The organism is Corallococcus aberystwythensis (assembly GCF_003612165.1).
Taxonomy (GTDB): domain Bacteria; phylum Myxococcota; class Myxococcia; order Myxococcales; family Myxococcaceae; genus Corallococcus; species Corallococcus aberystwythensis.
In genome coordinates, this window is sequence record NZ_RAWK01000046.1 from 17,302 (window position 1) to 43,959 (window position 26,658).

General features: G+C 69.9%; 19 protein-coding genes and 1 pseudogene. 9 read left to right on the forward strand and 11 right to left on the reverse strand.

Annotated elements, in window-relative coordinates; translation table 11 throughout:
* The first annotated feature begins 208 nt into the window (after positions 1–208).
* Complete coding sequence (locus D7W81_RS09885) at positions 209–1,624, forward strand: FAD-dependent oxidoreductase (protein ID WP_208721242.1); 1,416 nt, start codon at positions 209–211, stop codon at positions 1,622–1,624.
* Here the strand turns inward: D7W81_RS09885 and D7W81_RS43345 are convergent.
* From D7W81_RS43345 to D7W81_RS09900, 3 genes and pseudogenes are all read right to left on the reverse strand, one after another.
* Positions 1,623–1,715 (reverse strand): annotated as a pseudogene (locus tag D7W81_RS43345) (MotA/TolQ/ExbB proton channel family protein); the annotation flags it as partial. The gene D7W81_RS09885 and the pseudogene D7W81_RS43345 sit on opposite strands and share 2 nt — an antisense overlap.
* A 212-nt stretch (positions 1,716–1,927) precedes the next feature.
* Positions 1,928–6,232: a Kelch repeat-containing protein gene (locus D7W81_RS09895; RefSeq protein ID WP_158621516.1), complete on the reverse strand. Its 4,305-nt coding sequence runs from the start codon at positions 6,230–6,232 to the stop codon at positions 1,928–1,930.
* A gap of 357 nt (positions 6,233–6,589) precedes the next feature.
* A complete protein-coding gene (locus D7W81_RS09900) occupies positions 6,590–9,868 on the reverse strand; it encodes a Kelch repeat-containing protein (RefSeq protein WP_147445413.1) in 3,279 nt (1,092 codons plus the stop codon).
* A gap of 315 nt (positions 9,869–10,183) precedes the next feature.
* Here D7W81_RS09900 and D7W81_RS09905 point away from each other — a divergent pair, with 315 nt between their 5' ends.
* Entirely contained in the window at positions 10,184–10,879 is a 696-nt protein-coding gene (locus D7W81_RS09905; RefSeq protein ID WP_158621518.1) for a class I SAM-dependent methyltransferase, read from the forward strand.
* Here D7W81_RS09905 and D7W81_RS09910 read toward each other — a convergent pair.
* The gene (locus D7W81_RS09910; protein WP_120555094.1) at positions 10,845–11,918 is read right to left on the reverse strand and encodes a glycosyltransferase family 4 protein; all 1,074 of its coding nucleotides are present in this window, start codon (positions 11,916–11,918) and stop codon (positions 10,845–10,847) included. The two genes, D7W81_RS09905 and D7W81_RS09910, sit on opposite strands and share 35 nt — an antisense overlap.
* Positions 11,919–12,121: 203 nt before the next feature.
* Between D7W81_RS09910 and D7W81_RS09915 the strand changes: the two genes are divergently transcribed.
* Genes D7W81_RS09915 through D7W81_RS09925 form a run of 3 tightly spaced genes read left to right on the forward strand, consistent with a single transcriptional unit; the run spans position 12,122 to position 15,263 of the window.
* Positions 12,122–12,985, forward strand: a complete 864-nt coding sequence (locus D7W81_RS09915) for a class I SAM-dependent methyltransferase (protein ID WP_120555095.1) — start codon at positions 12,122–12,124, stop codon at positions 12,983–12,985.
* Between the two features lie 52 nt (positions 12,986–13,037).
* On the forward strand, positions 13,038–13,745 hold the full coding sequence (locus D7W81_RS09920) for a class I SAM-dependent methyltransferase (RefSeq protein ID WP_208721240.1): 708 nt from the start codon (positions 13,038–13,040) through the stop codon (positions 13,743–13,745).
* Positions 13,746–13,775: 30 nt separating this feature from the next.
* Positions 13,776–15,263, forward strand: coding sequence for a lipopolysaccharide biosynthesis protein (locus tag D7W81_RS09925; RefSeq protein ID WP_120555097.1), 1,488 nt, complete (start codon positions 13,776–13,778; stop codon positions 15,261–15,263).
* Here the strand turns inward: D7W81_RS09925 and D7W81_RS09930 are convergent.
* From D7W81_RS09930 to D7W81_RS09940, 3 genes are read right to left on the reverse strand one after another with little or no spacing between them, the layout of a single operon-like run.
* Entirely contained in the window at positions 15,229–16,221 is a 993-nt protein-coding gene (locus D7W81_RS09930; protein ID WP_120555098.1) for a WecB/TagA/CpsF family glycosyltransferase, read from the reverse strand. The two genes, D7W81_RS09925 and D7W81_RS09930, sit on opposite strands and share 35 nt — an antisense overlap.
* Complete coding sequence (locus D7W81_RS09935) at positions 16,218–17,360, reverse strand: glycosyltransferase family 4 protein (RefSeq protein ID WP_120555099.1); 1,143 nt, start codon at positions 17,358–17,360, stop codon at positions 16,218–16,220. Before D7W81_RS09935 ends, D7W81_RS09930 begins: the two co-directional genes overlap by 4 nt.
* On the reverse strand, positions 17,357–17,911 hold the full coding sequence (locus tag D7W81_RS09940) for an acyltransferase (protein WP_158621520.1): 555 nt from the start codon (positions 17,909–17,911) through the stop codon (positions 17,357–17,359). Before D7W81_RS09940 ends, D7W81_RS09935 begins: the two co-directional genes overlap by 4 nt.
* Before the next feature lie 292 nt (positions 17,912–18,203).
* On the opposite strand from D7W81_RS09940, the gene D7W81_RS09945 reads away from it, so the two are divergent.
* Positions 18,204–19,661 (forward strand): sigma-54-dependent transcriptional regulator, encoded by a 1,458-nt coding sequence (locus tag D7W81_RS09945; protein ID WP_158621522.1) that lies wholly within the window; start codon positions 18,204–18,206, stop codon positions 19,659–19,661.
* 14 nt (positions 19,662–19,675) lie between these two features.
* Here the strand turns inward: D7W81_RS09945 and D7W81_RS09950 are convergent, their stop codons facing one another.
* From D7W81_RS09950 to D7W81_RS09965, 4 genes are read right to left on the reverse strand one after another with little or no spacing between them, the layout of a single operon-like run.
* A complete protein-coding gene (locus D7W81_RS09950; RefSeq protein ID WP_120555101.1) occupies positions 19,676–20,605 on the reverse strand; it encodes a nucleotidyltransferase family protein in 930 nt (309 codons plus the stop codon).
* A 14-nt stretch (positions 20,606–20,619) separates the two neighbouring features.
* Positions 20,620–21,375: a sugar transferase gene (locus tag D7W81_RS09955; protein ID WP_120555102.1), complete on the reverse strand. Its 756-nt coding sequence runs from the start codon at positions 21,373–21,375 to the stop codon at positions 20,620–20,622.
* Between the two features lie 15 nt (positions 21,376–21,390).
* Positions 21,391–23,238 (reverse strand): GumC family protein, encoded by a 1,848-nt coding sequence (locus D7W81_RS09960; protein WP_120555103.1) that lies wholly within the window; start codon positions 23,236–23,238, stop codon positions 21,391–21,393.
* Between the two features lie 14 nt (positions 23,239–23,252).
* A complete protein-coding gene (locus tag D7W81_RS09965) occupies positions 23,253–23,636 on the reverse strand; it encodes an STAS domain-containing protein (protein ID WP_158621524.1) in 384 nt (127 codons plus the stop codon).
* Between the two features lie 12 nt (positions 23,637–23,648).
* Between D7W81_RS09965 and D7W81_RS09970 the strand changes: the two genes are divergently transcribed.
* The 3 genes from D7W81_RS09970 to D7W81_RS09980 all read left to right on the forward strand — a co-directional run.
* A complete protein-coding gene (locus tag D7W81_RS09970; protein WP_158621526.1) occupies positions 23,649–24,662 on the forward strand; it encodes an SLBB domain-containing protein in 1,014 nt (337 codons plus the stop codon).
* Between the two features lie 9 nt (positions 24,663–24,671).
* Positions 24,672–25,901 carry an alkaline phosphatase family protein gene (locus tag D7W81_RS09975; protein ID WP_120555106.1) on the forward strand — a complete coding sequence of 410 codons (1,230 nt, stop codon included), beginning with the start codon at positions 24,672–24,674 and terminating at the stop codon, positions 25,899–25,901.
* Positions 25,886–26,658: glycosyltransferase (locus D7W81_RS09980; RefSeq protein ID WP_147445414.1), on the forward strand; the 773-nt coding region annotated here is incomplete at its 3' end. The genes D7W81_RS09975 and D7W81_RS09980, both read left to right, overlap by 16 nt.

Consider the following 26,658-nt stretch of genomic DNA (forward strand, 5'->3'; position numbering starts at 1 on the left):
GGGGAGCTCGCGAGCATTACAAGGGTGTCTGACGCCAATCGAAATCGAGCCCCGGGTCCGAGAGGGCATGTCAGACCGGTGATGTGCAATCTCCCCGGCGGGGGCGAGCGGCTCTGGGGCAGGCGGACCCCTCTGACCCGCAGCGCCACGACATGGAACCTTGGAGGCTTGGGACTTGGAAACCCCTGGACGCAGATTCGGAAGCGCAGTGGTCATCGGCGGCAGCATGGCGGGGCTCCTGAGCGCGCGGGTGCTCGCGGACCACTTCGACAAGGTGACGCTGGTGGAGCGGGATGTCCGGGGGGAGGGGCCCGCCGCGCGCAAGGGTGTTCCGCAAGGGCCGCACATCCACGTGCTGTTGGACACGGGCCGGCGCATCCTCGACAAGTACTTCCCGGACCTGTTCGAGCAGCTCCAGGTCCAGGGCGCCGAGCTCATCGACTCGAGTGGAGACCTCGCCTGGCACCACTTCGGGGTGTGGAAGCTGCGCCGCACCAGCGGTATCCCCGGGCTGCTGTGCACCCGGCCCCTGCTCGAGTGGAACGTCCTGCGCCGGGTGAAGGCGCGGCCCAACGTCGCGGTGCGCGAGGGCTGCTCCATTGAAGGGCTCATCTCCGACGAGAAGGGCACGGGGCGCATCACGGGCGTCCGGGTCAAGACACCCCAGGGCGAGGAGTCATGGGAGGCGGACCTCGTCGTGGATGCCAGTGGCCGGGGCTCGCGGATGCCTCAGTGGTTGGAAGCCATTGGCTACGCGCGCCCGGAGGAAGAGCAGGTCATCGTGGACCTTTCCTACACGACGTGCCTGCACGAGCCGCCGCCCCACTTCCAGAAGGAATGGAAGGCGCTCTTCCTCTATCCAAGTCCTCCCAAGGCCTGGCGCGCGGGTTTCATCTCACACGTGGAGGGAGGCCGGTGGCTCGTCACCCTCAATGGCTACTTCGGGGAGCACGCGCCCACCGAGTACGCGGGGTTCCTCGAGTACGCGCGCTCACTGACGCGTCCGGACCTGTACAACTATTTGAAAGAGGCCACGCCGATAGGGCCCATCTCCCAGCACAAGGTGAAGGACTGCCGGTGGCGGCATTACGAGAAGCTGCCCCGCTTTCCCGAGGGGCTGGTCATCCTGGGAGACGCCGCGTGTGCCTTCAACCCCCTCTACGGGCAAGGCATGTCGGTGGCGGGGCTTGGCGCCGAGCTGCTGGACACCTGCCTTCGCGAGCAGGCCGAACGAGGCGAGCTATCGGGCCTGGCGCAGCGCTTCCGCGAGCGGCTGCCTGAAGTCATCCGGCTCCCGTGGCTGTTGGGCACGGGCATGGACCTGCTGTATCCGCAGGCCGTCGGGAAGCGGCCCTTCGGGCTGGGCTTGCTGCACTGGTACCTCCTGCGGCTGATGGAGCGCACGTCGACCGACGCACACGTCCATCGCCAGTTCTACCGGATACTGCACCTGCACGCGGGGCTGGAGGCGGTTCTCCAGCCCTCCGTGGCCTTGCCCGTGTTGGGCCATGGCGTCATGTCGCTCCTCCGCCCTCTCGAGCGGCTGGCGAATACAGAGACACGGCCTCCCCCTCTCACGCCCCCGCGTCCAAGCCCTGTCCCGGTCCAGAAGTCCACGGGGTAGCCGCCGTGGCCACGGTGGCCAGGTGGCTCCGGCCGCGCTTGAGGCTCTGCACCTCGCGCTGGGCCTGGCGCTCCAGGCTTCGAATGCTGGAAGAGGGGCGGGGCGAGTCTCCAGTTTGGAGACATTCTGGAGAAGCGAAGGAGCCTGAAAACACCGAGGCCGGAAACCGCTGGGTCTCAGCGGCTTCCGGCCTGGGTCCTTCAGTTTCCTCTCATCCGAAAGGGAAACACCCCGTCCGGACTACGACTCCGTGTTGGAGCACGGAACCGTCAGCGCTGGATGCAACCGGAAGTGGGTCGGCCCTTACTGGCACACGAATTGATAAGTACTAAAATTTTGCAAGAAAAGAACACAAGTGCCGCCCAGCGGCGAGCAAGGACCCCATGCGGAGAAGTTGTTGCAGTTGCTATACTGGCAGGGGCGGTTAACGGGGTCACACGGACCTGTGTTGGTCCATACTCCACTGGTGGCGACGCACGCTCCGTTGCTGCACGTCTCTCCAGTGCCACAGGTCTTGAAGTCGATGGTGATGGTGCCGGTACAGCCGCTGCCGCTGCAGAGGTTGTTGGTGGTCTTTCGGACGATGTTGCCGCTGCAGGAGTAGCTGTCCACGGGGGAGCACGTCGGGCCATCTGTGATACTGGTGCCAGTACAGCCGCTGCCGCTGCAGAGATTGCTGGTGGTCTTCCGGACGGTGTTTCCGACACAGGAGTAGCTGTCTACCGGTGAGCACGTCGGGCCGTCTGTGACACTGGTCCCAGTACAGCCGCTGCCGCTGCAGAGGTTGCTGGTGGTCTTCCGGACGGTGTTTCCGATGCAGGAGTAGCTGGACGAGGGTGAGCACGTCGGGCCATCTGTAACACTGGTTCCAGTACAGCCGCTGCCGCTGCAGAGGTTGCTGGTGGTCTTCCGGACCGTGTTTCCGATGCAGGAGTAGCTGGACGAGGGTGAGCACGTCGGGCCGTCTGTGATACTGGTGCCAGTACAGCCGCTGCCGGTGCAGAGGCCGCTGGTGGTCCTCCGGACGGTGTTGCCGCTGCAGGAGTAGCTGTCCGAGGGGGAGCACGTCTGGAGGAGCTGCTGGTATGAATCGCAGGCGCCATTGCTGCAGCCGTCATTGACGCTCTCGTAGTAGTTGTTGCCGCTGCAAAAGGTGCTGCTCGAGACGGAGCACGTCCGGACGAAGGAGTCGGTGGCGCCACAGGAGCCGCCGCTGCAAGTACCGGTGCCGGTGGACCGCCGGACGTTGTTGCCGCTGCAGTAGGTGCTGCTGGCGGTGGAGCAACTCAGCGGCGTTCCGATACACGAGCCAGCGCCATTGCAGGAGTCGCCCATGGTGCAGGCGTTTTCGTCGCCGCAGGAAGTACCAGCGGCCTTGGGCGTGTAGACGCAGGTGCCGTTGGAGTCCGTGCCAATCGGGTTGTAGCACTGGGTGTTGGGCGGGGTGTTGCACACCGTCCCGGCACATGTCCCGGTGCTGTTGCACACGTCGCCGCGCGTGGTGGGGTTGCCGTCGTTGCAGGCGGTGCCGGAAGCCCTGGGCGAGTAGACGCAGGTGCCATTGGAGTCCGTGCCCGTCGGGCTGTAGCACTGGGTATTGGGCGGAGTGTTGCAAGCCGTCCCAGCGCACGCCCCGGTGCTGCTGCACACGTCTCCGGCAGTGGTGGAGTTGCCGTCGTTGCAGGTACTGCCCGCGGCCTTCAGGGGATTGGAGCAGGTTCCGTTGAGCGGACTGCAGGTGCCAGCGGTATGGCACTGGTCCGAGGCGGTGCAGACGACTGGGTTGGAGCCAGTGCAGGTGCCGCTCTGGCAGGTGTCGCTCTGGGTGCAGGCGTTGCTGTCGTTGCAGGAGCTGCCATTGGCCTTGGCCGTGTAGACGCAGGTGCCGTTGGAGTCCGTGCCAATCGGGTTGTAGCACTGGGTATCGGGCGGGGTGTTGCACACCGTTCCGGCGCACGTCCCGGTGCTGTTACAGACGTCGCCGCGAGTGGTGGCGTCGCCGTCGTTGCAGGAGGTGCCAGCAGCCCTGGGTGTGTAGGCGCAGGTACCGTTGGCGTCCGTCCCCGTCGGGTTGTAGCACTGGGCGTTGGGCGGGGTGTTGCACGCCGTCCCGGCGCACGTCCCGGTGCTGCTGCACACGTCTCCAATGGTGGTGGTGTTGCCGTCGTTGCAGGTGCTGCCAGTGGGCTTGAGCGGGTTGGAGCAGGCGCCGTTGCTCTGGTTGCAGGTGCCAGCGGTATGGCACTGGTCCGACGCGGAGCAGACGACAGGGTTGGAGCCGGTGCAGGTGCCGCTCTGACAGGTGTCGCTCTGGGTGCAGGCGTTGCCGTCGCTACAGGAGGTGCCATTGGCCTTGGCCGTGTAGACGCAAGTGCCGTTGGAGTCCGTGCCAATCGGATTGTAGCACTGTGTGTCGGGCGGGGTGTTGCACACCGTTCCTGCGCACGTCCCGCTGCTGTCGCAGACATCGCCCCGCGTAGTGGAGTTGCCGTCGTTGCAGGCGGTGCCGGAAGCCCTGGGCGTGTAGACGCAGGTGCCGTTGGAATCCGTGCCCGTCGGGTTGTAGCACTGGGAGTTAGGCGGGGCGTTGCACACCGTCCCGGCACATGTCCCGGTGCTGCTGCACACGTCTCCGACAGTTGTGGAATTGCCGTCATTGCAGGTGCTGCCGGCGGCCTTGAGGGGGTTGGAGCAAACACCGTTGAGCGGATTGCAGGTGCCGGCGGTATGGCACTGGTCCGAAGCGGTGCAGACGACGGGATTGGAGCCGGAGCAGGTGCCGCTCTGGCAGGTGTCGCTCTGGGTGCAGGTGTTGCTGTCGTTACAGGAGGTACCGTTGGCCTTGGGCGTATAGACGCAGGTGCCGTTGGAGTCCGTGCCGATCGGGTTGTAGCACTGGGCGTCGGGCGGGGTGTTGCACACGGTCCCGGCGCACGTCCCGGTGCTGTTGCAGACATCGCCGCGCGTGGTGGCGTTGCCGTCATCGCAGGCAGTGCCGGCGGACCTGGGCGTGTAGCTGCAAGTGCCGTTGGAATCCGTACCCGTCGGGTTGTAGCACTGGGTATTGGGCGGGGTGTTACAGGCCGTTCCGGCGCACGTCCCGGTGCTGCCGCAAACGTCTCCGAGGGTGCTGGCGTTGCCGTCGTTGCAGGCGGTGCCGACGGGCTTCAGGGAGTACGAGCAGGTGCCATCGGAGCAGGTGCCCGCCGACTGGTAGCACTGGCCGGGCGGAGTGGTGCAGCTTACCGGCGTGCCCGCGCACCCGCCAGAGCCGTTGCACGTCTCGCTCAGCGTGCACGCATCCCCGTCATCGCACTGGGCCCCCGCTGCCTTGTAGGCATAGGAGCAAGAGCCGTCGGAGCAGGTGCCCGCGCTCTGGTAGCACTGACCGGGAGGAGCCTCGCAGGCGACGGCAGTGCCGGAGCAGGCGCCCGTGCTGCCGCAGACGTCATTTCCCGTGCAGGCGTTGCCGTCGTTGCAGCTAGAGCCGGCCGGTTGAAGTGGGTAGGTACAGGTGCCGCCGTTGGAACAGACGCCCGCCGAGGAATGACACTGGCTCGGCGCGGTGTTGCAGGCGACCGTCTCACAGGTGTCGAGCAGCTCAGCTGTGTTGAGCTTCGCGGTCTGACCCGCGACAACATTCTCACCTCCCAGCACGAGGACCTTGGAGGTGGCGTTCAGCATGACGGCCGCGTGGAGCTTGCGCGGAGTCCGCAGGGGGATGCTGGTGGACCAGGTTTTCGTCTCCGGGTCGTAGACTTCCGCCGTGTCCATCGGGGTGACCGCCTCGCCCCCCGCGACGAGGACCTTGCCGGAGGGCAGCAGCGTCGCCGTGTGGAGCGTCCGAGGCGAGGCCATCTGCGCGACGGTCCACTTATTCGTCTTCGGGTCATAGAGTTCGGACGTGTTGAGAGGGCCCGTTTCGTTCCTGCCGCCGGTGACGAGCACCTTGCCGGAGGGCAGCAGCGTCGCCGTGTGGTCGTAGCGGGACGTGGCCATGGGGGCGACCGGGGTGCAGCCCGAGTGCGGGGTGCCTGGGTCGCTCGGCTCGTTCGGATCGTACAGTTCCGCCGTTTCGAAGGGGCGCCAGCCCAGCCCTCCGACGATGAGGACCTTGCCGCATGGCAGCAGCGTCGCCGTGTGGCGCTGGCGCTCGTCGTTCATCCCAGAGGGCAGGGTGGACCAGCCCCCTGTCGGGTCATACACGTCCACCCTGGCATGTGAGCCATTGCCGTTGCCGCCACCTGCGACGAGGACCTTGCCGGAAGGCAGCAGCGTTGCCGTGCTGTAGGCGCGTGCCAGGGAGGTGGAGCCCACTTGCGTCCAGAGGCCCGTCTGTGGCGCATACAGCAGCGCCGTGGCGGTGTAGCCGGGGTATCCCGGCTCGGGATCAATCTCCCCGCCAACGACAAGCACCTCGCCAGAGGACAGCAGGGTGGCGGTGTGCCCCTGCCGTCCAGAGGACAGGGCGCCCGTAGGAAGCCACGTGCCTGAACTCGGCTCATAGAGTTCCGCCGAGGCGAGGAAGCCATTGTCCCAGCCTCCCACGACGAGCACCTTGCCGGAGTCGAGCACGGTGGCTGTGGGGAACCTGCGGCGCAGGCTCATCGAGCCTGTCTCCTGCCATCCCGTGGTGAGGGCCGCCCGGGACTTCGCGGTGGCGGTCGGCGTGGGACTCGCGGGCTTTGGGTTGCAACTGAAAAGGCCCAGCACGAGCGCGCTGAGCAGGAGAAGGGGACGTCTAATCTTGTGCATGAGGTGCCTTTAGAACCTGGAATGTGTTGAGTAGGCAACAGGCCTACGCTTTTTGACGCGCCGCTCTCTGACTCGACCTCAAGGGGGGCGAGGCGCAGACCTGGGCGCTAGCGGACAGAAAAACGCCCTGCTTCCACGGAGCTGGGAAGCAGGGCGAGTGACTCCGACAGGAATTGCGCCTGTCCTCACGTCATGATGCAGAGCGAGGACCTACAAACAATTGCTTGGCGAGTTACAGCAGTTCCCCTCCATACAAATATTGTACTTGGGGCCCGTACACGCATTCCCACAAGAGCCACAGTTGTCGGAGTCGTAATCGAGAACCGTGCACGTGGTGCCGCACAGCGTCCAACCAGGATACGAGGGGAGTGAGCAGTCCTGCGTCTGCGTGGTCGTGGTCGCTCCGCACGCCCCGCTTGCGCAGCTGTAGCTGTAGGTAGTCACCGTCCTTTCCTGGTACCCCTGCCCGCAGGGGGTGGCGCGGTTGCACGTGCCCCACGGCCCGTAGCTTGTCGGCTGGCACGCCTGAGGCCCGGGAGGCGTCCGCGTACACGTCTGCGTCTCCGAGCCGTTGGCTGTTGGCGTGCATTGTCCTGTCGCGCAGCTGTAGGTGTAGTAGGTCACCTGGCGAGACTGCGTGCCCGTCGCGTCACATGCATCGCTGAACCCACCGCATGCGCTCCAGCTCCCATAGCTCGGGGGGCAGGCCTTGGGGCCGGGAGGCGTCCGCGTACACGTCTGCGACTCCGTGTCGCTGCTCGCGACGTCGCACGAACCACTGCCGCACTCGTAATCCGTCACGGTCCTCGACTGAGACCCCGACGCGTCGCAGAAGTCGCTGAAGCCTCCGCAGCTCCCCCATGCTCCGGTGTTCGTACCGCAAGACACTCCGTCCCTGTTGCGGTTACACGTCTGCGACTCCGTACCAGTGGAGGAACGGCACGTCCCGCTGGAGCAGCTATACGAGGTCACCGAGCGTGACTGCGTCCCTGTTTCGTCGCAGGTGCCGCTGTAGCCACTGCAAGTGCCCCAGCCTCCGTAGCTGGGAGTGCCGCAGTTGTTGCCGTCCGTGTTGCGCGTGCAGGACTGTGTCTCGGTGCTCGTGGACGCCACGCACTGCCCGGTCGCGCAGCTGTAGCTGGAGGTCGTCACCGTCCGCGACTGCGTCCCCGTCTGCGCGCAGGCATCGCTGAAGCTGCACGCGCCCCACGCCCCGTAGCTGGGCGCCGCGCAGCTCGTGTTGGGCGCCGCTCGCGTACACGGCTGCGTCTCCGTGCTGGTGCTCGACGCGTTGCACGTCCCGGAGCCACACGTCGACCCCGTCACCGTCCTCGACTGCGTTCCCGTCGTGTCGCAGTAGTTATCGAAGCCCTCGCAGCTTCCCCAACCCCCGTAGCTCGTGCCGCAAGCCGTGCCGCCCGTGCTGCGCGTGCATGCCTGAGACTCCGTGCCGGCGGAGGAGCCGCACGCCCCACTGCTGGTGCAGGCATACGCCGTCACCGTGCGCGACTGGCTCCCCGTCTCATCGCACGTGTCACTGAACCCATCGCAGCTCCCCCAGTTTCCATTCGTGGGGGCAGCGCACGTGCTGCCCACGGCCTTGTTGCTCCAACCGCTCGTCGTGACGCCGGGGTTGCACTCCTGGCATGCCACGCTCGGGTTGGTGACCCCTGCCGCGTAGTACGCCCCTCCAATCCAGCACCCGCTCAGACACTGGCCCGCCGGGTTGCACACCTGTCCGGCGCCGCATGCCGTCCCAGCCGCCTTCACCGGGTAGGTGCAGGCCCCGTTGGCGTACGTGCCCGGGGAGTCATGGCACGCGCTCGGAGGCGTCGTGCATGCCGGGACCCCCGCGCAGGCCCCCGCTCCGTTGCACACGTCGTTGATGGTGCCCGCGTTGCCATCATTGCAGGTGGCACCCGCGGTCTTCGGCGCATAGGTGCATGCCCCACCGCTGCAGGTGCCCGCCGCCTGGTAGCACTGGCCGGGCGGAGTGGTGCAGCTCACCGGCGTGCCAGCGCATCCTCCAGACCCGTTGCACGTCTCGCTCAGCGTGCACGCATCCCCGTCATCGCACTGCGTCCCCGCCGCTTTGTAGGAATAGGAGCAGGAGCCGTCGGAGCAGGTGCCCGCGCTCTGGTAGCACTGGCCGGGAGGGGCCTCGCAGGCGACGGACGTGCCAGAGCAGGTGCCGGTGCTGCCGCAGACGTCATTGCCCGTGCAGGCGCTGCCGTCGTTACAACTGAATCCCGCCGGTTGAAGCGGGTAGGTACAGGTGCCGCCGTTGGAGCAGACGCCGGCCGAGCTGTGACACTGGCTCGGCGCGGTGTTGCAGGTGACCGTCTCGCAGGTGTCGAGCAGCTCCGCGGTGTTGAGCCGCGCGGTCTGACCCGCGACAACATTCTCCCCGCCCAGCACGATGACCTTGGAGAGGGCGTTCAACATGACGGCGGCGTGGAGCCTGCGCGGAGTCCGCAGGGTGATGCTGGCGGACCAGGTGTTCGTCTCCGGGTCGTAGAGTTCCGCCGTATCCAGCGGGGTGGACGTCTCGCCTCCAGCGACGAGCACCTTGCCGGAAGGCAGCAGCGTCGCCGTGTGAAGCGTCCGAGGCGTGGCCATCTGCGCGACGGTCCAGCTATTCGTCGCCGGGTCATAGACTTCGGACGTGTTGAGAGGGCCCGTTGTATTCCTGCCGCCGGCGATGAGCACCTTGCCGGAGGGCAGCAGCGTCGCCGTGTGGTCGTAGCGGGGCGTGGCCATGGGGGCGACAAAGGCCCAACCCGCTTGCGGATTGCCTGGGTCGTACGCTTCCGCCGTTTCGAAGATGCGCCAGCCCCGCCCGCCGGTGACGAGGACCTTGCCGGACGGCAGCAGCGTCGCCGTGTGCCGCCTGCGCTCGTCGTTCATCGTGGAGGGCAGGGTGGACCAGCCCCCTGCCGGGTCATACACGTCCACCCGAGCATGGGAGCCATTGGTGTTGCCGCCACCTGCGACGAGGACCTTGCCGGAGGGAAGCAGCGTTGCCGTGCTGTAGGCGCGTGCCAGGGAGGTAGAGCCAGCATCCGTCCAGAGGCCCGTCTGCGGCTGATAGAGCGCCGCGGTGGCGGTGGAGCCCGGATCGGACCCAATCTCCCCGCCGACGACAAGCACCTCTCCAGAGGACAGCAGGGTGGCGGTGTGCCCCTCTCGTCCAAGGGACAAGGCCCCCGTGGGGAGCCACGTGCCCGAGTTCGGGTCATAGAGTTCCGCCGAGGCGAGGAAATCGCGGTCCCAGCCGCCCACGACGAGCACCTTGCCGGAGTCGAGCACGGTGGCAGTGGGGAGCCTGCGGGGCAGGCTCATCGAGCCTGTCGCCTGCCATCCCGTGGTGAGGGCCGCCCGGGACTTCGCGGTGGCGGCCGGCGTGGGACTCGCGGGCTTTGAGTTGCAACTCAAGCTGCCCAGCGCGAGCGCGCTGAGCAGGAGAAGGGAGAGTCTGGCTTTGTGCATGAGACGCTTTAGAGCCTGGAATGTGTCGGACAAGCAACGGGGCCTCTGCTTTTGACGCACAAGGCAAACGCCGGGGGAGGGTGTCCTGAAACATGGGGAGTAATTGCGGCCCCACCCCGACGGCCCAACGACAGGAATGGGCCTCAAGAAATCTCGCGCGGAGGCGGTGAGATTAAAAGTAATGCAAAACAGGATAGGTCAGTGTTTCAGTGAATGACTGAAAAATGGAGACTCAAAAGGGACCCGGCCCCTGCGCCTCCGCTCCGGCACGGATCTTGTTCCTGGAGTCCTCCTCCAAAGGAGCAACAACCGACCATGGGCATGTCCAGCGGGTCCACCCAGCAACGGATTTCACACGGCGTCAGCAGCCTGTTGCGGCGGCGCCGGTTGGCGCCTCTGCTCGCGATGATCGAAGCGGTCCACCGTCGGCGCGGCCGCGTCGACATCATTGATGTCGGCGGCACCCTCGCGTACTGGGACATCCTCCCGCCCGGGTTCCTGGCTGAGCACCACGTCGCCATCACCCTGGTCAACCTGCCGGGCGGCCCGGCTCCCGAGTTGGGCTCCGGGTTCTCATGGGTCGGCGCCGACGCCTGCGACCTGTCACGCTTCACCGACCATCAATTCGACATCGTCCATTCCAACTCGATGATCGAACACCTGGGCTCATGGGCCCGGATGAGGCAGTTCGCCCGTGAGGCACGCCGGTTGGCGCCCGCGCTCTTCATCCAGACGCCGAACTTCTGGTTCCCCGTCGAGCCGCACCTCATGACGCCAGGGTTTCACTGGCTGCCCAGCCCCTTGCAGGCGGCGCTGCTGGTGCGCACCGGCCTGGGGCACCTCGTGCGCTCGCCGGATATCGACGACGCGATGTCCAAGGTCGAGGAGTTCCGGCTCCTCGACGCCAGGATGCTGTCCGCGCTGTTTCCGGAAGCCACCCTCCTGCGCGAGCGCCTCGGGCCGCTGACCAAGTCGCTCATCGCGGTCCGCGAGGGCACAGCTCCCCGGTGAGCGCCGCCAGCACCCGGGCACCGGTCTGGTCCGTGAATCGCTCCTGTGCGAAGCGCAGGGCCTCGGTGGCCAGCCGTTGCCGCTCCTCGGGGTCGTCCAGGATGGAGCGCAGGGTGCGCCGCCATTCCTCCACGTCCCCCATCTGCACGAACCAGCCGTTCTCGCCGTGGCGGATGTAGTCCTCGGTCCCGATGCACCGCGTGGCCACCACCGGGACTCCGAGCGCCATGGCCTGAATCAACGTCATCTGTCCGCTCGCCGTCTCCCGGTTGTTGACGGGGATGGCCACCAGCTCCGCCTCCGCGATGACGCGCAGGTAGTCCTGCTGGGGGATGCTGGTGAGGACCTTGACGTTCGGAGGCACGGGGCCGGACGGGAGCGCATGCGGGTGCGCGACGATGACCAGCTGGATGGGCAGGCCCTCCACGGCCCGCAGGAGCGTGCCGTAGTCGCGGCCCGACGAGCCGAGCGCGGCGATGTAGCGCGGTGCCAGCCCGAAGTCCTCACGCGCCCCGCGGAAGTCCTCCGCCTTCAGCTCCGCGCCGGTCAGGTGCGTGAACTGGAAGCGGGACTCGGGCAGGGCGAAGACGCGCGCATACACCGAGCGTTCGTGCCGCGTGTAGACGAGGCACCGGCCCACGCTCCGGTAGGCGAGCCGCGACAGCCACTTGCGCAGCCCCCGGTACTCATGGCCGCAGTTGAAGTACCAGATGACGTGCGGGGTGCGCGCGAAGGTCAGCAGGTTCACGAGCCCCACGGTGAAGCCCACCTGCGGGAAGGCCGTGACGATGAGGTCCTGGGGATGCCGGGCCAGCAGCCGCCGGGCCTTCAGCGCCAGCCGGAAGAGCTGCCACCACTTCTTCCCGGGCGTGCGCCTCTGGGTCGAATCGACACGCTCCTCCATGCCCACGTAGGAGCACTCGAAGCGCTCTGGAGGGAGGAACTCGCCCAGCCACCGCCGGTCCTCGCGCAGAAACCAGGCAACGAAGAGGACTCGCACCTTCTCCGGGTCCTTCGTTCCGTCCTGGAAGTGATTCATGAGGTACGCCTCGCTCTGGGTTGGACGGGCGGCGAGAGCACGAACCGCGCCGCCGCCGCGAGCACGAAGCCCGGGCCGCGAGCGTGTCCCGGCTGTCTCAAGTCGAGATGAACCGCGTCTCGAAAACGGAAGAGCAGACGCCGGGCGGCTGCTTCCCCATGCATCCGGGCGGCATGGTGCTTGCCTAGCCCATCCGTCATCTCATGACGCCTTGTGACCTCTGTGGTGGTACCGACTCCCAGCTGCTGGGTATCAGTTACAACGTCGCGCAGCGCGCGGATGGCCATCCGTATGAACTGCGGCAGTGCCGGGGGTGCGACTGCATCTTCACCGACATGAGCCGGGTGGGCGCCGCCACGGACTACTACACGGACGGCTACTACAGCTTCCGTCCCTATGACACCCGGCCGGCCCAGCACGGGCAGGCGCGCGCCGAGCGGCCCGAGAAGGTCCTCGACGTCGGGTGTGGCTCCGGCGAGTGGCTCTTCCACCAGCAGCTCCAGGGACACGAGGTGTGGGGGCTGGACGCGGATGCGCGAGCCGTGGAGGCGGCCAGGGCCCACGGACTGCGCGCCGTGCGGGAGTTCCACGAGCTGCCGGACGGCTACTTCGAGCGGGTCCGGCTGTCCCACGTGCTGGAGCACGCGTCCTCGCCCACCGGGATGATGCGGGAGGTGCGCCGCAAGCTCGCGCCCGGCGGCCGGATGGAGCTCCTCGTCCCCAACGCGGACGGGGCGAAGTTCCGCGAGCTCATGCCGGTGAGTCGCGTCACCGACGTCCCTCGCCACCTGTACTTCTTTTCGGAGGCCACGATGCGGCGGCTGCTCCAGACGACAGGCTTCGACATCGAGTCCATCACCCCCGTCAACGTGGACTGGACCGTCAACCTCCGGGAGCTGGTCGGGGACACCCGGCGTCTGCTGATGCACCGGGGCAAGGCAAGGGAGCCCCTCCCGAGGACCCTGGCGCTGCTGGGAAGGATCGTGAAGGTCCACCTGAGCCCTACCGCGAGGACGGGACAGCGCAAGGACTGGCTCTCCGCTTGCGCGCGTCCGGCTCGGGCCTGAGAGGAAAGGGGCGACAATGAATCCCGCAGGGGCAAAGAGACTCCTCCGCACCGTGGTGCCCGAGGGCCTGTACCAATGGCTGTCCCAGCACCAGCGGCGGGTCGCCAGGGGCTGGGTGCGTTGGGGCAGTCTGGCCCGCACGACGCCCATCAGCGCGCAGTGGGGGCACGACCGCGGCCAGCCCGTCGATCGCTACTACATCGAGCGTTTCCTCGCGAAGCACGCGGCCGACATCCAGGGCCGGGTCCTGGAGGTCGGGGATGCCCGGTACACGCAGCAGTTCGGCGCCAGCCGCGTCACCCGGTCCGACATCCTCCACGCGCTTCCTGGAAACCCGGCCGCCACCTTCGTGGGCGACATCGCCCAGGCGCCCGGCATCCCGGATGACGCGTTCGCCTGCCTCCTCTTCACCCAGGTGCTGCAGTACGTCTTCGACGTCCGGGCCGCCGTGAGCCAGATGCACCGCATCCTCGAACCGGGCGGCGTGGCGCTCGTGACGGTCCCGGGCATCATCAAGGTCGACCGGGGCGCGATGGAGCGCTGGCCGGACTGCTGGCGGTTCACCTCCCAGTCCGTCCACCGGCTCTTCGAAGAGTCCTTCGGCACCGGCAACGTGCGGGTGGAGTCCTTCGGGAACGTTCGCGCCGCCGTCGCGGCCCTGCATGGCCTGGCCCGGGAGGACCTGCGGGCCGCGGACCTGGACCTTCATGATCCGCACTACGAGGTCACCACCGGCGTCCGCGCCGTGAAGTCACGGTGAAGCGGCATACATGCTGCACCGGTGGGCGCGATGACGCACGCGCGGTCGCCCCTGAGGATGATGGTGGATCTGCTCTCGACGTGCGCCCGGCATGTCACGCAGATCGCGGCGGGGCTGGTGACGGTCGCGCTCGTGGTCCGCATGCTGGGCCCGGAGAGCCTCGGGGCCTGGACCGTCCTGGGCACCACGGGCTTCCTGCTCGGGTTGTCGGACCTGGGCCTCGGCGTCGTCGTGCAGCGCACGGCGGCCCGGCCGGATGACGACGCCACACGCCGGATCCTCCGCCTCACGGTGTTGGTGGTGACCGTCGTCTGTCCGTGCCTGGGCGTGGGTGCCTACGCGTTCCTCCTCCAGCTCCCGTCCGCGACCGAGGCGCTCCGCGCGGACATCGCCCGTGCCGCGCTTCCGGTGCTCGCCGCCGGGTGGGTGGGCTCGCTCGCTTCTCCCTTCCGCTCGTTCCTGCTGATGCGCGGGGCCTTCACCGCGCTCGCCTGGGCGCGAGCCCTCTCGGCCGCCATCCAGGTCGGGCTGACCGTGGCGCTCCTGAGCAGCTCGCGCTCGTTGTTCGCTCCGGCGATGGGGGTGCTCGTGAGCGCCGCGGCGGAGCTGCTGCTGCTCGCGGTGGCCTCCAGGCGCGTGGATCCGCGCGTGGATTTCCGGCCGGGCTGGCCGGCGGACAGGGCCCAGGTGCGTGACGCCTTCCGGGAGGGGGCCGGAGCCCTGGCCATGAACATCGGGGTCGCCGCCGCCGTGCGCGCGGACGTCTTCATCCTGACCACCTCCGCCAGCCTGAGCATGGTGGGCGCGTATCAGGTGGCATCCCGGGCCGTGGAGCAGATCCTCGCTGGCGGGAAGCTGATGAGCGGATGGCTTCTCCACCGGCTCGGAAACCCCGAGCATCGCGCGGAGGCGCTGCGGCTGGGGACGGCCGTGATGGGCGCGCTGGTGTCGAGCGGAGTCATCGCACTGGCCTTCGACGGCACCGCCCTGCTGGAGGCCTGGGTGGGAGGCCTCGCGCATGAGCGGGTCATCGTGCTCGCGGTGGGCCTGCTGGGAGTGGCGGCCATTATCGCGGCCACCGAGGAGGCCGCGTCCGTGACCCTGACCGTGAGCGGCGCGACGCCGTGGGACGTGGCCAACCCCGTGATGCTCGGCCACGCGCTGAACGTCGCCGTGTCCGTCCTCGGGGTGGGGTATGCCGGTGTCTGGGCGGTGGCCGGAGGCACGGTCTGCGGGAACGCGCTCATCGCGGTGATGGTGTGGCGCAAGCTGGGCGCGCTGCTCCAGTGGCCCTTCCGGGAAGTGCTCCGGACGCTGGCCCCGGCCGGAGCGGCGGTGCTCGTGTCGCTCGCCGCGGGCTGGAGCCTCGCGCCGCTCGCCGCCCGGGGCCCGCTGATGAGCGCGCTCATCTGTTCGCTCGTCACGCTGCTCGGGACCAGCATGGCGCTCCTGCTCTGGTGGCGGGGGAGGGCGTCCCCCGCGCTCAGCGCCGCTTCTGCAAGAGGATACGGAGCATGAAGAGCAGGTTGCCGAAGAGGTAGCGGCGGGCCATCCGCCGGGGTTCCTGCAGGAGGCGGTAGAGCCACTCCAGGCCCAGCTCGCGCCAGGCGATGGGCGCGCGCGGCATCCGGCCCGAGTAGAAGTCGAACAGCCCGCCCACGGTGAGGACGACGGCGTTCGCGACCCCGGAGAGGTATTCGCGCGCCCACAGCTCCTGCAGCGGGCTGCCCATTCCCACCAGCACCAGGCAGCGACCCAGCCGTGAGATGGAGTCCGCCAGGGCGCGGGACTCGGCGTCGGGGAGGAACCCGTGCGAGACGATGGGCAGCGCGAGCCCGGGATGGGCCTCCTTCAGCTTCTCCGCGCAGGTGTCCGCCACGCCGGGGGCGGACCCCACCAGCACCATGGGCCACCCGCGCGCCCGTGCCTCCTTGCACAGCACCGGGAGCAGGTCCGTGCCGTTGAGGTTGTGGCGCATGGCCACCCCGAGCACCGCCGCGCCCAGCCGGATGCCGATGCCGTCCGGCAAGACGAGGTCCGCCTCGGCCAGCGTCTTCGAGAGCGCCTTGTCGCGGGCCGCCAGGTTCAGCGCGTGCGGGTGCACGAAGGGCACCAGCTTCGCCCGGCGGCCTTCCGCGGGCGTGAAGATCTGCTCCACCGCTTGCTCGATGGTGAGGTTGTCCACGTGCGCGGAGACAATCCACGGGCGCAGCTTGGGCTCGGCGCCCCTGGGCGGCGCCAGGGCGCGGGCCACCGAGGCGCGCACCATCACGCCGAAGTCCCTGGCTGGCGTGCGGACCGCGAGGTAGCGCGCCTCATCGGCGGGGAGGTCTCCATAGGGCACGCCAAGCAGCCAGCGCGCCTCCACCGGCGAGAGGTAGCCGCGTGGCAGTGCCTCATTGAAGCGGGCTCCGACCAGAGGGGCCCGCCCACGCAGGACATCGCGCAGCAGTGCACGTGGCAGGGGGGGCTTCATCGTCCCCCTCCCACGGAGCGGCACAGGGCCAGCAACTCGTCACACGCGCGGTCCCAGCTGCGCTGCCGGGCGTACCCGGGGCCCTCTCGACGCACGCGCGCGGCCAGGGGCTCGTCACCCACCACCCGCGTCAGCGCCGCCGCCATGTCCTGTTCGTCGAGCGGGTCGCACAGCACTCCCAGCTCACCCACCACCTCGGGCAGTGCGCCCGCCCGGGCCGCCAGCACGGGCTTGCCCGCGGCGATGGCCTCCAACGCGGGCAGGCCGAAGCCCTCGCACAGCCCCACCGCGATGACGGCCCGCGCCCCTGCCACCAGTGCTGGGACGGCGGCGTCCTCCACGTAGCCCAGCACCCGCACGCGCTCCTGGAGGCCCAGGCGCTGAAGCTCCTCCTGGATGAGTCCCCCGGCGCCCCAGTCCGCGCCGGCAAACACCAGTGAATGGCTGTGCCGCACCGGAGACGCGGCGAAGGCCCGCAGGAGCCGCAGGTGGTTCTTCCCCGGGTGCTCCAGCCGTGACAGGTACAGCAGGTATGGCGTGGTCAGGCCCAGGCGCTCGCGCGCCGCGCTGGCGCGGCCGTCATCCGCGAGCGCGAAGCGGTCCGCGTCCACGCCGTTGGGGATGACGTGGATCCGCTCGGGCGCACAGGAGAGGAAGCTCGCCATGTCCTTGCGCGTGGCGTGACTCACGGCGGTGAGCGCCGCGAAGGACCTCAACGCCTTGGGCAGCAGCCACCGCACGTACGCGGTGCGAAGCCGGTCGTACTTGTCCGGCACGGTGAATGGGGCGAGGTCGTGCACCACCCCCACCGTGGGCAGGCTCGGGCGCAGCGCGACGCGGCGGTTGGCGGCGGGAAGCAGCAGCACGTCCGCGCCGGCCGCGCGCGCGCGTGCACCGGAGCGGGCGAGGTACCACGACGCACCCAGCGCCGGCCGGTCGACCACGTCCAGGATGGCGGCGCGCTCCGCCTCCCCCAGCTCGCCGGCATAGGCCGCGAAGTCCCTGGCCGTGCCGAGCGCCACCAGCCGGCCCCCCGTCTTCGCCAGCCCGCGCGCCAGCCGCGGCACCACGGCGCGCACGTATGTGCCGATGCCCGAGCGCCCCCAGTCCGTCCCCCCCAGCGCGACGGCCAGCCTCATGGCGCCGCCTCCCCGGGCCGGGACGCCCGCACGACGCGTGCGGGCGCTCCCACCGCCACGGACGCCGCCGGAATCCTGCCGCGCACCACGCTGGCCGCGCCCACCAGGCACCCATCGCCCACCGTCGAGCCGGCCAGCACCGTCGTCCCATTGGCCAGCACCGCCCCCCGGCCGATGCGCGTGCCCGCGCCCCGCTGGACGGTGACGCCGTGGAGGATGGTGCACCCGGGGCCAATCTCCACCCCGTCACCGATGACGATGTTGAAGGGGTGCGGCAGCCGCAGGCCGGGGCCGATGTCGTCCGTCCACACGTCGATGTGGAAGCCCAGGCGCAGCACCGTGGACAGGCCCAGCGACGTGCCCAGGCCCCTGCGCAGCGCGGCGGCCGTCCGCAGCAGGCCCACCACCCACAAGGAAGGGTCCGCCAACGCCGAGGCCTTGGGGAAGCGCGCTCCGCGGGCCCGCACGGCGTCCACGACGCGGCCCCCATCCGAACGCAGGAAGCGCAGCGGCTCCAGACACGCGTGCACTGATTCTGAAAGCAAGGGCATGGGTTGCCTTCCCTTGCAATGCGGAAACCACTGCTCACGTGCGCCTGGTATCGCCATGCGCGGGGGCCTGGGAGCGCTTGGTTGTCTCGGATTGAGATGTCTCAAGTTGAGATGTCTCAGGTTGAGAATGTTGAGGTATTTCAGGCACAAGAAACGTCAGGAATTGGCATGTGCCGGGGGGGCGTTGACGGGAACAGAGAACCGGGCGTCTCAGCGTGCAGGAATGGCGTGTGCAAACAGACGTGTTGGATGTGCCGCTTGCGCATCACCACGCATCAGGAGACCCGCTACCGTGAACGTCGTGGATTTCAACCGGCAGTCCCCTGTGGTGATAATTGATAGGGATGACCTCGCCAGACGCAGTCTGAGGGCCTGCGTCGAAGCCGCGGGCTACGCGGTGCGCGAGTACGCCATGGGGTGCGGGGCGCTGGAGGAGGACAGCGCCGAGTGGATGGCGGTCTGCCTGGAGCTGGACCTCGACGACATGGCGGGCATGGACGTGCTCCGGCACCTGCGCGCGCGCGACGCCACGCTCCCCGTCATTGTCCTCACGCGCAACCTGCTGCTCGACACCGCGGTGGAGGCCACCCGGCTGGGAGCGTTCGCCTTCCTCGACAAGTCCGTGGCCGCGGCCCGGCTCGAGCTGACGCTGCAGAATGCCTCGAAAGCCCGCCGCATGCGCGGGCTGGCGCTGCGGCGCGCCAAGGAGGGCGGCGAGGGGCCCTTCATTGGCGGTCTCGTGGGGCGCAGTGCACCCATGCGGGCGCTGGCGCGCCAGCTTGAGCGCATCCTCCAGTCCGACGTGCCGGTGTGCATCCTGGGCGAGACGGGGACGGGCAAGGAGCTGGTCGCGCATGCCGTCCATGAACAGGGCATGCGGGCCCGGGGGCCCTTCGTCGCCGTCAACTGCGCGGCCTTCTCCGAGTCACTCCTGGAGTCGGAGCTCTTCGGTCACGAGCGCGGCGCCTTCACTGGCGCGCTGTCCACGCACCGCGGCTGTTTCGAGCAGGCGCAGGGCGGGACCTTGTTCCTGGACGAGGTGGGGGAGATGAGCCCCGCCGTCCAGGTGCGCCTGCTGCGCATCCTTCAGGAGCGGGTGCTGCGCCGGGTGGGCAGCACCACGGAGGTGCGCGTGGACGTGCGCATCATCGCCGCCACCCACCGGGACCTGATGGCCGATGTGAAGGCGGGGCGCTTCCGCGAGGACCTGTACTACCGGCTGACGGTGTACCCGGTGCAGGTGCCTCCCTTGCGGGAGCGGACCTCGGACATCCTGCCGCTCGTCGACCACTTCCTGGAGAAGTTCGGCGGCTCGGCGCTCAGCTTGAATGACGAGGTGCGCGAGGCGCTCCTGTGCCACCGCTGGCCCGGCAACGTGCGCGAGCTGCAGAACGTCGTCCAGCGTGCCGTCCTGTCCTGTGACGGCACGCACATCGAGCTCGCGGACCTGCCCCCGGAGCTTCGCGTCCTGGTGCTTCCGCCCATCCCCGCCGCGCCCGCGCACACGCCCGGGAGCGCCGTCTCCGCGGGCCCGTCTTTTCCGCCCGACGCGGTGGTGCCGCTGCGCGAGCTGGAGCGCCGGGAAATCCTCAAGGCCCTGACGGTGACGAAGGGCAGCGTCACCCAGGCAGCCAAGCTGCTGGGGCTGGGCCGGGCCACGCTCTACCGCCGGCTCGCCGAGCTGCGCATCTCGCCGGAGCCTGGGGCCGAGGAGCGGCTCTCCCGGGTCTCCAGCCGGCCGCATTCCTGAAGCGGCGCCCGTCATCAGGTGAGCCCAAGCAGGCGCAGCACCCTCTGGGCGAGCAGCCACCGCTGCGCCAGCAGCAAGGGGTCTCCCAGCGGGAGCAGGGGGCCGGTGCCATCCAGCGGAGCCAGCCCGTCCGGGGCGGCGATGGCGCCGCGAACCTCCAGGCCCTCGCCCACCACGGTCTCCGCCTCCACCACCGCGTTCACGATGGTCGCGCCGCGCTCGATGATGGACCGCCGTCCGATAAGGGCACCCGGGCCGATGCGCGCCCCGCGGAGCACCAGCGCGCCGGGGCCGATGAGCACCGGCGCGGACACCTCGGCGCCGGGCTGGAGGCGGGCGCCGCGCGCCACCCAGACGCCCGGCTCGCGCTCGGCCGCGTGGATGAGGAGGGAGGACGTCCCCTCCGGCTGCGGCAGCCGCCCCAGCAACGCCTTGCACGCGAGCCGCAGCGCCGCGCCGGGCGTATCCAGGCGGGTGCCCCACCCGGGCAGGTCCTCCAGCTCGACAGGGCCGGTGGTGGCGGTGAACAGGTGCACCTCGGCCGGCGCGAAGGGCTCCACGGCGGGAGGGGGCGCCAGGCGGCCCACGCGCACGCCCCGGTCCGGCGCCCGGCGGTAGAAGGCCGCCAGGTCCGCGTTGCCGAGGACGGCGTCCGGCAGCACGAGGAAGGGCGCGTCGGCGGGAAAGCCCGCCGAGTCCGCGATGACGCCCGGCTGGAGCAGCGAGGGCGTGGGGACGAACACCACGTTCCGGGCCAGCGCCTCCTGCTGGGAGACGACGTGCCGCAGCTCCTTGTCCCGGGCGTCGGAGCCGATGTCGATGGCCACCTTCTCGAAGCCCGCTCCGCGCAGCCACTGCAGCTGGCGGGTGACGAGCGGGTGCCCGGCCACGGACAACAAACCCGCGCCGGGAGTGGCGGCGCTCCGCTGGATGACGGCGAACAAGGTGGTGTCACTCCCTAGTAGGCCCCTCGGCCGGTGAGTACCGCGGGAATCGTCCTGGCCAGGATGTGCAGCTCCTGCCGCGGTGTGACGCGGTCGATGTACTCGAGGTCCAGCGACACCTGCTGCTCGAAGGAGAGGTCGCTGCGGCCCTCCACCTGCCACAGGCACGTCAGTCCGGGCCGCACCTCCAGCCGGCGCAGTTCGCGGGCGCGGTACTTCGCCACCTCGATCCACAGCGTCGGGCGCGGGCCCACCAGCGTCATGTCTCCTCGCACCACGTTCCACAGCTGGGGCAGCTCGTCGATGCTGTACTTGCGCAGCACGCGGCCCACCCGGGTGGTGCGCGGGTCCACGCGCAGCTTGAAGCGCCCGCCGTCCACCGCGCCCGGCACCTGGGTGGCCAGCCGCGCCTTCTCCGCGTCCGCGCCCACGCGCATGGTGCGCAGCTTCAATATCTGGAAGGGGCGCCCGTGCTGGCCCACCCGCTCCTGGCGGAAGAGGACGGGGCCGCGGCTGTCGAGCTTGATGGCGAGGGCTGTCACCAGCAGCAGCGGGGAGACGAGCACCAGGCCAAGGCCCACCGCCAGGATGTCGATGAGCCGCCGCAGGACGGGACCCAGCTCGACGGACAGCTGCTCCAGCGCCCTGCTCGCGCGCCGCACCCGAGCCCGCATGCGCGCCGTCCGGCCGCGCAGGGCGGGGGGCAGGGCCTCCCAGTTCCGGGGGATGGAGGGCGGCTCGGTGATGAGGGAGAGAGAGGTCGTCTTCATGTGATTGCGGCTCCCTTAAGCGGCGCGGGACCTCGCGGCGCCCTTCGACGCTCCGGGCCCGGACCAGAAGCCCGCCACCTCGCCCACGCGATCCGGAGCGGTAGCAAGGTCGGTGCCGAGCCCCACCACCACCAGTCCGATGCGCTCCTCGCTCCCGAGCAACCGCCGCAGCGCCACCACCTCGAAGAGCGAGTGCGCGCCCGACTCCACGAGCACGAGCACCCGGTCGCACTGGCGGGCCGCGCGGCGCAGCGCCATGGGGCGCTCCGTCTCCGCCCACAGCACCCCCGGCGCATCCCGCTCCGGGATGCCATCCCGGGCCGGGACGTTCCCCGCCCCGAGACGGGACAGCAGCTCCTTCGCCCGTCCGTCTTGTGACGCCGCCAGGGGCAACAGCAGCGTGGTGCCCCGCGCCTCGTCCAGCGCGGCGCGGAGGTCCGCGGCGAGCTCATCCAGGCCCTCGGAGGTTGCGGGCCACGTGGTGGCGGCCACCACCGGGCCGTGGGCCCAGAACGAGAACTCGGCCGGCGTCCACAACTTGAGGCCGCGCAGCGCGGAGGCGGCGAGGGCCACCGCGGCCAGCAGCGCGAAGAGGGGCGGCAGGAGGAGGGCCACCATGCGGCGGTAGGACTTCGAGGGGAGCAGCGGCGGGGCGGCGGGGGTGAGGACGCGCAGCTCCACCTCCGGCTGGCGCACCTCGCTCTCCACCACCTTCTGGCGCGCCTTGAGGTCGGCCAGGCGCGCCTCGGTGATGTGGACCTGCGCGAGCAGCACGCTGGCCTGGCCCTCGATGGAGGACAGCCGGGTGATGCGGTCGCGCACCGAGGACTCCACCTCGGCGTAGGAGCGCCACTTCTTCTGGGCCGCCTCCCGCTGCGTGTCGACGTCAATCAGGCTGTTCTGGAGGAACGTCCACGCGGGGTTGGTCCCCACCACGCGGTCGGAGATGGCGCCTTCGCCCGGCGAGGACTCCAGGGCCTGGACGGCGCTGGAGAGCCCCAGCACCTCCGGGTGCTCCTCGGAGAGGCTGGCCTTGCGGGCGGTGAGTTCGGCGCGCAGCTCGGCCAGCTTGCGCTGCTCGTAGTGGCTCTCCGTCTCCGAAAGCACCACCTTGCCGGGCTGCCCGCGGGCCGCCTGCTTGAGCAGGGCGGCCTTGGCTTCCGAGGACTCCGCTTCAATCCGGAAGCGGTTCATCTCGGTGCGCAGCTGCGCCGCCTCCTCGATGGCGGCCTGCCTGTCGAGCGTGAGGTCCGCGATGCCGGCTTCCCCGCGGAAGCGGTCGTACTGCGCCCGGGCCTCCTCCAGCTGGGCGTGGACCTTGTCCACTTCCGAGGTGACGGCCTGGAGCTGCTGCTCGGCCCGGGTCCGCTCCGAGTCCCGCCGGCCGTCGAGGAACACCCGCGTCATCGTGTCCGCGAGCCGCGCGGCCTCCTCGGGGCTGTCCGCGATGGCCGAGAGGGTGAGGATGTTGGAGTCGCGGGCCACGGCGATGTCCAGCCGCCGCGCCAGCGCATCGAGCGTGAGCGGCAGGCGCGTCCGCTTGCGCAGCTCCTCCAGGTTGTTGGGGAGCTTGAGTGTGTCCATCAACGTCTGGATCTCCCGTTCGGCGGTCGTCACCGCGGAGACGTGCACGGGTTCCCACAGCAGGATGGTGTGCGCGGTGAACTCGCGGGGCACCACCGTCTTGGCCAGCGCGACGCTCAAGAGGGTGCCCGCCAGGAAGACGCCAGCGATGACGCGCCAGCGGCGCCGCAGCACCCGGGCGATGCGCAGGGGGTCGATGGGGTGGCCGGAGCGCCCTGGCTCCTGCCGCACGAGCGGCGCTGGAGCGCCATGCTCCGCGCCTTCTTCCAGTGAGAACATCTTGGACGGCTCCGTCAGCTTGCGGCCCTCAGGACCTCTGCGGAGTCCTCGTGGATCTCGAAAATCTCCTCGAGCCTCAGTGCCTGGAGGATGAACCGCGCGGAGGGAGCGGGGCTCAGCAGCACGAGGCGGACGTGCCCGGGCGCCCGCCGCGCCAGCCGCACCAGGGTGTCCGCGGCGCGCGCGTCCAGCCTTGAGACGCGGCGCAGGTCAATGAGCAAGGTGGTGACTCCCGCGGCGAAGGCCCGCTGGGCCTCCCCGAGCAGAATGAGGACTCCGACGCCCGTGAGCTCGCTCTCCGTGAGGGTGAGGGTTCGAACCGTGGCGTTGGAGTGCTCCATGGGGACGGGCCCGGTGCACGGTGAATGCCAGCACTCCTTCTGGCGTGCTTCTGGCAAGTGCGCCTCCGCATGAAGCGCCTCCTCTTCCTCGCGCTCGTGGGCCTGACGTTGTCCGCGTGCGCCCACGCTCCGCATGCGCCCACGCGTCCCTCGGACGACCCGGACTTCACGGCGGAGCCCGTGCCCGAGCCTCCCGGGATGGACGCCGCGGCACCCAGGCCCTTCGAGCTTCAGCCCGGGGACGTGCTCTCGCTGGGCACCATCTCCCCGGCGCCGCTGAACGTGCCGCGCCTCGTGGTGGACGAAGCGGGGCTGCTCCACGCGCCGCTGGTCGGCGCGGTGCCGGTGGCGGGGCTGCGCATGGAGGAGGCCCAGGAGCGCATCCAGGAGCGGCTGCGCCGGTACGACCGGTTCGGCCTCGTCTCCCTGTCAGTGACGGAGCCGGCGGGACACCGGGTGAGCGTGCTCGGCGCGGTGGAGCGGCCGGGCGCCTACGTCCTCGGAGGTGGCACGACGCGCGTCGCGGAGCTCCTCGCGCTGGTGGGCGGCCTCAAGGTGATGACGGGTGACGCGGAGCTGGCGGAGTTGGCGGACCTGGAGGCCGCGCGGCTGCTCCGCGAGGGCACGCCCCTGCCCATCAGCGTGGTGCGTGCGCTCGCGGGAGACGCGAGGCACAACATCCCGGTGGCGCCGGGGGACCTGCTCTTCATCCCGGCGCTGCAAGGGGCCTCGGTGCGCATCCTGGGCGAGGTGAAGTCGGCCCGCGCCCTCTCCTGGCGCTCGGGCCTGCGGCTGTCGGATGCGCTCACGCGCGCGGGAGGCATGACGGTGGACGCGGACTCCGCGGACATCCGGGTGGTGCGCGGTCCGCTCTCCAAACCGAGGCTCTATCAGGCGAGCTTCGCGGACGTGGTGGCGGGCCGGGCTCCGGACGTGGTGCTGGAGCGGGGGGACATCGTCTTCGTCACCCGGCACTGGTTCGCGACCATGGCGGATGTCTTGCAACGTCTGACGCCGCTCCTGGCGGTCGGGGCGGCCGCGGTCACGGTCATGGAGCTGAACGCGGCGCCCCTCTCGCAGTGAGACAACCCCATGTCCCGGAATGAGATGTGTCCATACGGAGACGCCACCGAGGCGCGGGCGAGCGGGCCTGTCCCGGCGCGTCCCTCCGGTCAGCGCCGCGTCCTCGTCATCTTCGTCGATGCGCTGGGCCCGTCCCAGCTGGAGTCGTTCGGAGGGCTGGGCGGGCTCCCCCACCGGGGCCGCCTCCGCGGCATCCTCGGCTATTCGTGCGGCGCGCTGCCGACGCTCCTCACCGGGACGCCGCCGGAGCGGCATGGACGGATGTGCCTCTTCTCCCACGCGGAGAACGAAGGGGATGGAGTGCTGGCGCCGCTGAAATGGCTGGGGCTGTTGCCGCGGCTGGTGCACGAGCGCAGCAGGCTGCGGCGCGCGGCGGCGAAGGTGTTGAGGAAGACGGCGGGGCTGACGGGGTACGTGGACCTGTACCGGGTGCCGCCGGAGCTGTTCCGCTGGCTCGACCTGCCGGAGCGGGAGGACCTGTTCAACGCGGAGCGCATCGGCGGGGAGGAGACGTTCCTGTCGGAGGCGAGGCGCGCGGGCCTGCGGGTGTTCGCGGCGCCGTGGCAGCTGCCGGAGGAGCAGCGCTGGGCCCATACCTGCGAGGTGCTGCGGGCACGGAAGCCGGACCTGGCGTTCGCGTACGCCACGGAGCTGGACGGAGCGCTGCACCGGGCAGGCAATGGCAGCCGGGAAGCGCGGGCGGCGGCCGGCCGCGTCTCCGAGCGGATCCAGCGGGCGGTGGATGCGATGCGCGCTGGGGGCGGCGAGGTGACGACGGTGGTCGTGGGAGACCACGGGATGGCGGACATCCGCGACGTGGTGGACCCGCGCCGGCTGCTCCGGGAGCTGCGGGGGACGCGGCTGTTCGTGGACAGCACGATGATGCGTTTCTGGGGAGAAGACCGTGCGCTGGCGCGGGCGCGCGAGCGGGTGGCGGCGCACGGGCTGCGGGGGCGGTGGCTGGACGAAGGGGCGCTGATGGAGCGGCGAGCGCCGGTGCGTGGCGCGCCCTATGGGCGAGCGCTCTTTGTTCTGGGGGAGGGAGCGCTGTTCGCGCCCAGCTTCGTGGGAGGCGCGATGCAAGGGATGCACGGTTACGACGTGGACAGCCCCTCCGCGTACGCCGCCATCGCCTCGGACACGGTGCTGCCCGAGGGCTGCGGCGCGCTGATGGACGTGGCCGGGTGGGTGGGCGCGATGCTCGGGCTGGGCGGGAGGACGCCATGGGCAGGGGCTTGAGGGTTGCGTGGCTCAACGAGGGCGCCACCCCTGTGGGCGGAGCCGAGCGCTATGTGCGGGAGACCGCGCGGGAGCTGGGCGCGAGGGGCGTGGAGTCGCTGCTCTTCTATGACGTGAACGTCACGCCGGATCCGCATCCGGTGATGCAGGCGCCGTTCGGGGGCGTGTTTCCCATCGTGGACCTGGCGCGCCAGCTGCGGGAGCTGGCGCCGGACGTCGTCTACGTCCACCAGCTGGCGAGCCTGTCCGCGCAGCGCGCGCTGCTGGACTCGCCCGCGCCCGTGGTGCGCTTCTTCCACGACCACCGGCTGTTCTGCCTGCGCGAGCACAAGTACACGGTGCTGGGGAAGGAGCCGTGCACGAAGCCAGTGGGCGCGGTCTGTTACCCGTGCCTCGGCTTCGTGGGGCGCTCGGAGTCGTGGCCCGGGGTGAAGCTGGCCTCGCTGCGGAGCCTGCGGGCGGAGCAGGCGCTGTCCCGGCGCCATCACGCGTTCGTGGTGGGCTCGCGGTACATGGCGGGGCACGTGGTGGCGCATGGCTTCGAGCGCGAGCGGGTGCACGTCATCCCGCTGTACGCGCAAGTCCCGCCCGCGCCACAACCGCCCGTGACGCGCGAGGAGGACCTGCTCCTCTTCGCCGGGCAGCTGACGGCGGGCAAGGGCCTGGACGTGCTGTTCCAGGCGCTGGCGCGCACCACGCGGCCATGCCGGCTGGCGGTGGTGGGCCAGGGGCGGCAGGAGGCGGGGCTGCGCGCGAT